Source organism: Burkholderia sp. HAN2018 (genome assembly GCF_024704855.1).
Lineage (GTDB): Bacteria > Pseudomonadota > Gammaproteobacteria > Burkholderiales > Burkholderiaceae > Burkholderia > Burkholderia cepacia.
Map to the genome: position 1 here is coordinate 1 of NZ_QOBB01000277.1, position 8,304 is coordinate 8,304.

Below are 8,304 nucleotides of genomic sequence, written 5' to 3' on the forward strand. Positions count from 1 at the left end.
CGCCGATCGCGAACACGCGCTTGCGGCCGAACTGGTCGGCCAGCGCGCCCGCCGCCATCAGGCAGCTGCCGAACGCGAGCATGAACGCGTTGGTGATCCAGTTCATCGCGACCGTGCCGCCGTGCAGGTCGCGGCCGATCGCGGGCGTCGCGACCGCGCCGCCCGAAAACGACAACGGCAGCGCGACGGCGGCCATGCAGACGGCGGCCAGCACCCACGCGCGCCGGCGTGCCGACTGCGTCGATGCGGCTGAAAAAGGCTGATCCATCATCGCTCCTCAAAAGGCCGGCGCGGATGCGCCGTCAGAGCGACAGAAGATAAATCCGATTCAATCGAAGAAAAACCACGCGAAGTTCCGCATATACCGGACTAGAATTCCGCAATTCACTTCACAGCGCGCGTCGTCGTACGTGCTTCGATTCGATGGAAAACCTGTCCGGCATCGTCGCGTTCGTCCGCACCGCCGAAGCGCTGAGCTTCGTCGCGGCCGGCCGCGCACTCGGCATCTCGGCGTCGGCGGTCGGCAAGACGATCGCGAAACTCGAACAGTCGCTGGGCGTGCGCCTGTTCAACCGCACGACCCGCCGCGTCACGCTCACCGAAGAAGGGCGCCACTTCTACGAACGTTGCCAGCGGATCCTCGAGGATTTCCGCGACGCGGAAGCGACCGTGACGGCGTCGGCGCAGCGCCCGCGCGGCAGGCTGCGCGTGAGCCTGCCGGTGATCGGCTACCGGTTCCTGCTGCCGGTGCTGCCCGAGTTCCGGCAGCGCTACCCGGACGTCGAGCTCGATCTCGATTTCAACGACCGGATGGTGGATGTCGTCGAAGGCGGCTTCGACGCGGCGATCCGCAGCGGCCCGCTGTCCGATTCGAGCCTGATGTCACGGCGGCTCGGCCCGTTTGCGTTCGTGCTGTGCGCGACGCCCGCGTATCTCGCGCGGGCCGGCACGCCGCGCATGCCGCGCGATCTCGAAGCGCACGAATGCGTGCGCTACTGCTTCCCGACCACCGGCAAGCTGCAGGACTGGGCACTCTCGGCAGCCGACGGCACGCCGCCGAAGCTGCGCACCACGCTGACCTGCAACAACATGGAGGCCCTGCGCGGCACCGTGCTCGCGGGGCTCGGCATCGGCTACATGCCAGACTTCCTCGCGCGCGACGCGCTCGAACACGGCGCACTCGTCACCGTGCTCGACGACTACCGGATCGCGCCGGGGCAGTTCTCGATCGTGTGGCCGTCGAGCCGGCAGTTGTCGCCGAAGCTGCGCGTGTTCGTCGATTTTCTGTGCGAGCGGCTGTTCAGGTAGCCGGGTAGCGGGCGCCTCGACAGCCGCCCTCGTGCCGCTCCTGCCGCTCGAAAAGCACGCAACCCGCGATGCGGGAGCGGCCCGCGTGCGACCGTTTTCAGTCCGCCCCGATCCGCTCCGCTTCCACCTGCGGCAACAGCGCATCGCTGTCGTCCTTCAGCCCGACGCCCGTCAGCTGGAGCCTGCGCGCATGCGTCATCAGGTAATGCAGCTTGTGCGCGGCCGCCGCGTACGGCAGCCCTTCGGGCCGCACGTTCGAGATGCAGTTGCGCAGCGCGTCGTGGCAGCCGACCTTCGGCGCCCACGTCAGGTACACGCCGAGGCTGTCCGGCGAGCTGAGCCCCGGCCGTTCGCCGATCAGCATCGCCACGACCTTCGCGCGCAGCAGCTCGCCGATCTCGTCGCCGAGGGCGACGCGCGCCTGCGTCGCGACCACCACCGGGCCGATCCGCCAGCCGTCCGCGTCGAGCCGCGGCCGCACGGCCTGCAGCAGCGGCAGTGCCTGCTTCGCGGCCGCGAACGCCGAGAGTCCGTCGCCGACCACGAACACGACATCGGGCGCGTCGTCGAGCGCCGCGCCGTAACCGGCGAGCAGCCCGCGGCTGTCGTCCGACAGCTTGCGGCCGAGATCGGGCCGGCGCAGATAGTGGTCGCGGTCGGGCGCGGCGCTCTGCACGCCGAGCGTCGGCAGCAGGCCGGCCGCCTCGATCTCGCGCCGCAGCGCGTCCGAGTCGAGCGGCTGGTGCACCGCGTCGCGCGCCTGCGCGTGCGACAGGTTGAAGGCCAGCAGCGGCGCGGTCGGCAGGCTGTTGCCCGCGCGGCCGAGCGCGATCCGCGCGTTCGTGAACGACTTCAGCTGGCCCCACGGATTCTTTTCGACGGCGTCGCTCATGCCGAAATCCCCATCCAGTCGTTCGCGCCCGCGAGCAGCGGCACGCGTGAGCTCGCGGCGCGCAATGCACCGTGCGCGTCGGCGATCTCCATCGTCTCCAGCCACTCCTCGAATTCCGGCGCGCGGCGCAGGCCGAGCACCTCGCGCACGTAGAGCTGGTCGTGAAACGACGTGCTCTGGTAGTTCAGCATCACGTCGTCCGCGCCCGGAATCCCCATGATGAAGTTGATGCCGGCCGCGCCCAGCAGCGTCAGCAGCGTGTCCATGTCGTCCTGGTCGGCTTCCGCGTGGTTCGTGTAGCAGATGTCGCAGCCCATCGGCACGCCGAGCAGCTTCCCGCAGAAGTGATCCTCGAGCCCCGCGCGGATGATCTGCTTGCCGTCGTACAGGTATTCGGGCCCGATGAAGCCGACCACCGTGTTCACGAGGAACGGCTCGAACTTGCGCGCCACCGCATACGCGCGCACTTCGCAGGTCTGCTGGTCGACGCCGAAATGCGCGTTCGCCGACAACGCACTGCCCTGCCCCGTCTCGAAGTACATGAGATTGTTGCCGACGGTGCCGCGCTTGAGCGACAGCGCGGCCTCGCGCGCCTCGCCGAGCAGCGCGAGCGAGATGCCGAAGCTCGCGTTCGCCTTCTCGGTGCCCGCGATCGACTGGAACACCAGATCGACCGGCGCGCCCTTCTCGACCGCCGCGATCGTGTTGGTCACGTGCGTGAGCACGCACGATTGCGTCGGCACGCCGTAGCGTTCGCGGAACCCGTCGATCATCGCGAGCAGCTTCACGATCGCCGCGAGGCTGTCGGTGGCCGGGTTGATGCCGATCATCGCGTCGCCGCAGCCGTACATCAGCCCGTCGAGCATCGACGCGGCGATCCCCTTCACGTCGTCGGTCGGGTGGTTCGGCTGCAGCCGCACCGACATCCGGCCCGGCAGCCCGACCGTGTTGCGAAAGCGCGTGACGACGCGGCGCTTTCTCGCCGCCGCGATCAGGTCCTGGTTGCGCATCAGCTTCGACACGGCGGCGACCATCTCGGGCGTGAGGCCCGGCGCGATCCGTTCGAGCGCCGCGCCGTCGGCGGCGGGCGACAGCAGCCAGTTGCGGAAGTCGCCGACGGTGAGGTGCGAGATTTCCGCGAACGCGGCCGCATCGTGATCGTCGAGGATCAGGCGCGTGACCTCGTCGTGTTCGTACGGAATCACCGCCTCGTTCAGGAACGCCTTCAGCGGCACGCCCGCGAGCGCGATCTTCGCGGCCACGCGCTCCTCCTCGCTCGCCGCCGCGACACCGGCGAGCTGGTCGCCGGAACGCAGCGGGCTCGCTTTCGCGAGCAGCGTCTTCAGGTCCGCGAAACGGTACGTGCGCGGGCCGATCGTCTCCGTATAGGACATCGTGCGAGTCTCCTTGCCTTGCCAAAAGCCGACGGCGCGCCCGTTCGACGGGGCGCGCCGGATGCCGTCAGGAACGGCCGTTCACCTTCACCTGCTCACTCCTCCAGCAGCGCGTCGCCCGGCGCGCTCGCCCGCTGCGAACGCGTCGCGAGGAAGTACGCGTAGCCGACCGCGAGGAAGCCGACGAACACCAGCGCGACCAGCCCGTTGAAATACACCATCGTACCGAGGCAGACGAGCGCCGCCAGGATCGCAAATGCCGGGAAGATCGGGTACAGCGGCGCGCGGAACGGCCGCGCCATGTTCGGCTGCGAGCGGCGCAGCTTGAACAGCGACGCCATGCTCACGATATACATCACGATCGCGCCGAATACCGACATCGTCACGATATTCGCGGTCAGCGTCTGGCCGCCGAACTGGATCAGCTCGTCGCTGTAGATCGCCGCGATGCCGACCACGCCGCCCGCGAGAATCGCGCGGTGCGGGGTCTTGAAGCGCGGATGCACCTTCCCGAGCCACTCCGGCAGGTAGCCTTCGCGGGCCAGCGCGAAGATCTGGCGCGAATAACCGAGGATGATCCCGTGGAACGACGCGACGAGGCCGAACAGGCCGAGCCACACGAGCATGTGCATCCAGCCGCTGTTCTCGCCGACGATGTACTTCATCGCCTGCGGCAGCGGGTCGTTGATGTTCGCGAGCTTGGTCCAGTCGCCCGCGCCGCCGGCGAACACCATCACGCCGATCGCGAGAATGACGAGCGTCAGGATCCCGGCCACGTACGCGATCGGAATCGAGCGCTTCGGGTTCTTCGCCTCTTCGGCGGCCATCGCGACGCCTTCGATCGCGAGGAAGAACCAGATCGCGAACGGGATCGCCGCGAACATCCCGTGGAACGCGCCCAGGCTGAAATGATCGGCACCCGACCAGCCGCCCTTCATGAAGTTGCTCCACGCGAAGCCCGGCGACACGACGCCCATGAACACCAGCAGCTCGAAGATCGCGAACAGCGTCACGACCAGCTCGAAGGTCGCGGCGATCTGCACGCCGACGATGTTCAGCGCCATGAACACGAGATACGCGCCCATCGCCGCATGCTTGGGTTCGAGCCCCGGAAACTGCACGTGCAGGTACGCGCCGATCGCGAGCGCGATCGCGGGCGGCGCGAACACGAATTCGACGAGCGTCGCCGCGCCGGCGAGATAACCGCCGGTCGGGCCGAACGCGCGGCGCGCATACGCGAACGGGCCGCCCGCGTGCGGGATCGACGTCGTCAGCTCGGTGAAACTGAAGATGAAGGTCGTGTACATCGCCGCGACGAACAGCGCGGTGATGACGAAACCCAGCGTGCCGGCGCTCGCCCAGCCGTAACTCCAGCCGAAGTATTCGCCGGAAATCACGAGGCCGACCGCGATGCCCCACAGTTGCCAGGTCCCGAGCGTCTGCTGCAGCGCGGGCTGGCCGGACGACTTGGCGCCGGCGGCGGGCCGGCCATTCGACTCTGCTTTCATCGGACTCTCTCCTCAAATGCGCCGGGCCTGGCGGCCTGCGCGACTGAGAATCGATGCTAGAGAGTCATTAAACGACGTGTTATCGAAATTCGGCAAAGATCGCGGCTGACATTTCGCTGACGGAAACGCCTGTTCCGGGCGTGTACAGCCTCCCGATGCGCGAAAGGCGCCGATGCCGGGCCCGCCCCGCTGCGACCGCCGCCGCCGGCCGCACGAAGCGGCCGGACGGATGATCGACGTGCAAGACTTATTGCCCGCCGCCGCGCTGGTTGAACCAGCGGTCGAGCAGCTTGCCGGCCGCTTCGCGGCCACCGAGGCCGAACGACAGCGCCACCGCCACCGCGATCGCACCGAGCACGAGGCCGAACGCGAGCTGCACGATCTCGTTCGCGATGCCCATCGCGCGCAGCCCCATCGCGAACACGAGGCCGAGGATCGCGAATTGCGCGATGCGCGCGAACAGCACGCTGTGCTCGCGGTCGGCCTGCTCGATCACGCGGCGCGCGAGGCCCGCGAGCCACACGCCGATCACGAGGATCACGCCGCCCGTCAGCACGTGGCCGCCGAATTCGATGAACAGCGTGACGACGTCGCGCACCTGCGAGAAGCCGAGCCGGTTCGCCGCTTCGACCGAGGCGAACAGCATCGCGAAGAACACGATCAGCCGCGCCACCAGCACCGACGGCTGCAGGATCCCCGAGAACACGCGCTCGACGCCGAGCACGGCCGGGAGCCCGTCGGCGCCCGCGGCTTCCAGCAGCTTCTGCGCGAGCGACGCGACGAAGCGCGCGAAGTAGAACGTCACCAGCACGATCACGATCGCCGCGACGATGTCCGGCACCGCGCCGAGGAACTGGTTCAGCATGTTGGTGGCCGGCACCGAGATCGCGTCGATCTTCAGCGCGTCGAGCGCGGAGATCAGCGTCGGCACGAACACGAACACGTAGACGACCGTGCCGATCAGGCTCGACACGCGCACGGGCGTCGGGCTGTCGAGACGCTGCGTGAGGCGGTCGGCGCCGGCGGCGACGAGCAGGTTCGTCACGAGGCCGCGCAGCACGCGCGCGACGATCCAGCCGACGATGCCGATCACCGCGGCCGCGAACAGGTTCGGCACGATCGCGAGCAGCTTGTCGACCATCCCCTGCACGGGCGTCAGCAGCCCCGACAACGCGAACGACGCGAGGATCGCCGGCAGGAACATCAGGATCACGAGCCAGAACAGCACGTCGCCGAGATAACCGCTCATCGGCTGCAAGCCGGCGCCTTCGGACAATTTGTCGTCGATCTTGCTCGCCTTCAGCGCGCGGTTCGCGAGGCTGCGCAGCAACGACGCGATGAGCCACGCGATCAGCGTCAGCGCCGCGCCGCCGATCAGGTTCGGCAGGTAGTTGACGATGTGGGTGACGAGCAGCGAGAACGGGTTGGAGACCGCATACAGGTTGAGCACGTTGAAGATGCCCACCGCGGTGACCAGCAGCACGAGCCAGAACAGGCCGCCGGCGATGATGCGCTCGACGCATGCGCCCTGGCCGGTGCTTTCGTTGATCCGCTGATCGACCTTCAGCGCGCCGAGCAGACGCATCGCGCCGGCCCGCACCACGACGGCGATCAGCCAGCCGATCACCAGGATGCCGATCGCGCCGGCAATCTTTGGCAGATACCCCCCTAGCGTGGTCTGCAGCGACGTGATGAAGCTGGAAGCATCCATTTCTTCTTCTCCCGAAAACGTGGTGTTGCGATTGGACATCGACGAACTACCTGCGTACTTCGAAAAGCGTGCTGCCCCGACGGAGCAACTTACCCGAGAAAAATGACGCGATCACCCGATTTCACCGTCTTTAACTTTAGTCATAGATCGCAGAGGGGCAAGACCCCATTTCGTCAAAATGAAAAAGGGCCCGACGGGTCGGCGCGCCCGCGTATTTCCGCAAGATTTATCAATTCGCACCGTGCTACCGTGGCGTCGGTTCCTGCCCGGATACGCCGATGACCGTCGAAACGAAACCCGACCAGCCTGCCTGGGCCCGCTACGCGGCAAGCGTGGCGCGCGTCCACGAATACATCCGCGCGCACCTCGACGGCCCGCTCGACCTGAACCGGCTCGCCGAAGTCGCGTGCCTGTCGCCGTATCACTGGCAGCGGGTCTATCGCGCGCTGTACGGCGAATCGATCGTGCTGACGGTGCGGCGGATGCGGATCGTGCGCGCGTCCGAGGATCTCGTGTGCACGGCGCGGCCGATCGACGAGATCGCGCGGCGCGCGGGCTACGGTTCGACGCATGCGTTCGCGCGGGCGTTTCGCGACGCATACGGTGTGCCGCCCGCGCAGCATCGGCGCACGGGCAGCCACCGGCCCATCTATCCACTACAGAGAGGAGAGGAAGACATGTTCAAGCATGAAGTCGAAATCCGGCGGCTGCCGGAACTGCGTGGCTACGCGGTGGCGCACACGGGCGCATACATGAAGGTCGGCGACGCGTTCGAGCGGATCGGCGCGTGGGTCGGGCAGCACGGGCTGATCGGCCCGGGCGCGAAGATGATCGGCATTTTCTACGACGATCCGGACACGACGCCCGAAGCGCAGCTGCGCGCGAAGGCGTGTTTCATGCCGGCCGACGGCGCGCCGGACGTCGAGCCCGTGCCGCCGGTCGAACGCGCGACGGTCGCGGGCGGCGAATATGCGGTGCTGCTGCATACGGGGCCGTACGCGGACCTGAAGACGGCCTACCAGTGGCTCTACGGCGACTGGCTGCGTCATTCGGGCCGCGAAGCCGCCGACGCGCCGCCGTTCGAGCTGTACCTCAACACGCCGATGGATGCGGCGCCGGCCGACCTGCGTACCGAAATTCATCTGCCGCTGCGCTGAGCAAAGGGTGCGTCGTGGAGCCGTGTATCTGGACGGACCGCGACGATATTGCCGGCGCGAGCATGCCCGGGACGATATCGGGCAGGCTGGTGCGCCGGCCGTCGAACGAAGTGTGCCGGCCTGTGCTCATGCGCAGCCGGCACGAACGCGCGGACGTCTTCAAGCCGCCTGCGTCCCGCAGCCGGGACAGAACCGCGCGTCGGCCGCCAGCGCCGCATGGCAGCGGCTGCAGGCCTTGCCGCGTTGCGCCGCGCCGCACTGCGCGCAGAAGCGCGCATCGGCCCCATTGAGCGCGCCGCAGCCGGCGCACGCGAGCTGGCTCAGCGGCGCGTTG

At 68.0% G+C, this 8,304-nt stretch carries 7 protein-coding genes and 1 pseudogene; 2 read left to right on the forward strand and 6 right to left on the reverse strand.

Annotated elements, in window-relative coordinates; translation table 11 throughout:
* A pseudogene (locus tag DPV74_RS36425) lies at positions 1–268 on the reverse strand (MFS transporter); the annotation flags it as partial.
* 155 nt (positions 269–423) lie between these two features.
* Here DPV74_RS36425 and DPV74_RS36430 point away from each other — a divergent pair.
* Entirely contained in the window at positions 424–1,308 is an 885-nt protein-coding gene (locus DPV74_RS36430) for a LysR family transcriptional regulator (RefSeq protein WP_119338948.1), read from the forward strand.
* Between the two features lie 97 nt (positions 1,309–1,405).
* On the opposite strand, the gene eutC is transcribed toward DPV74_RS36430, so the two are convergent.
* The 4 genes from eutC to DPV74_RS36450 form a co-directional block, all read right to left on the reverse strand.
* Positions 1,406–2,200 carry an ethanolamine ammonia-lyase subunit EutC gene (gene eutC, locus DPV74_RS36435; RefSeq protein ID WP_119338949.1) on the reverse strand — a complete coding sequence of 265 codons (795 nt, stop codon included), beginning with the start codon at positions 2,198–2,200 and terminating at the stop codon, positions 1,406–1,408.
* Positions 2,197–3,594 carry an ethanolamine ammonia-lyase subunit EutB gene (locus tag DPV74_RS36440; protein WP_027788688.1) on the reverse strand — a complete coding sequence of 466 codons (1,398 nt, stop codon included), beginning with the start codon at positions 3,592–3,594 and terminating at the stop codon, positions 2,197–2,199. The genes eutC and DPV74_RS36440 overlap by 4 nt, the downstream gene beginning before the upstream one ends.
* Before the next feature lie 95 nt (positions 3,595–3,689).
* Positions 3,690–5,102: an ethanolamine permease gene (gene eat / locus DPV74_RS36445; protein WP_049098196.1), complete on the reverse strand. Its 1,413-nt coding sequence runs from the start codon at positions 5,100–5,102 to the stop codon at positions 3,690–3,692.
* A 247-nt stretch (positions 5,103–5,349) separates the two neighbouring features.
* Positions 5,350–6,813 carry a mechanosensitive ion channel gene (locus DPV74_RS36450; RefSeq protein ID WP_059687899.1) on the reverse strand — a complete coding sequence of 488 codons (1,464 nt, stop codon included), beginning with the start codon at positions 6,811–6,813 and terminating at the stop codon, positions 5,350–5,352.
* 278 nt (positions 6,814–7,091) lie between these two features.
* Here DPV74_RS36450 and DPV74_RS36455 point away from each other — a divergent pair, with 278 nt between their 5' ends.
* Entirely contained in the window at positions 7,092–7,970 is an 879-nt protein-coding gene (locus DPV74_RS36455; protein WP_119338950.1) for a GyrI-like domain-containing protein, read from the forward strand.
* Between the two features lie 159 nt (positions 7,971–8,129).
* On the opposite strand, the gene DPV74_RS36460 is transcribed toward DPV74_RS36455, so the two are convergent.
* On the reverse strand, positions 8,130–8,304 hold a 175-nt coding region (locus DPV74_RS36460; RefSeq protein ID WP_119338951.1), incomplete at its 5' end, for a zinc ribbon domain-containing protein.

Excerpts from the sequence above, each read along its gene's own strand:
- DPV74_RS36430 (WP_119338948.1), top strand. The coding sequence starts at position 424 with ATGGAAAACCTGTCCGGCATCGTCGCGTTCGTCCGCACCGCCGAAGCG.
- DPV74_RS36440 (WP_027788688.1), bottom strand. The coding sequence starts at position 3,594 with ATGTCCTATACGGAGACGATCGGCCCGCGCACGTACCGTTTCGCGGAC.
- eat (WP_049098196.1), bottom strand. The coding sequence starts at position 5,102 with ATGAAAGCAGAGTCGAATGGCCGGCCCGCCGCCGGCGCCAAGTCGTCC.
- eutC (WP_119338949.1), bottom strand. The coding sequence starts at position 2,200 with ATGAGCGACGCCGTCGAAAAGAATCCGTGGGGCCAGCTGAAGTCGTTC.
- DPV74_RS36450 (WP_059687899.1), bottom strand. The coding sequence starts at position 6,813 with ATGGATGCTTCCAGCTTCATCACGTCGCTGCAGACCACGCTAGGGGGG.
- DPV74_RS36455 (WP_119338950.1), top strand. The coding sequence starts at position 7,092 with ATGACCGTCGAAACGAAACCCGACCAGCCTGCCTGGGCCCGCTACGCG.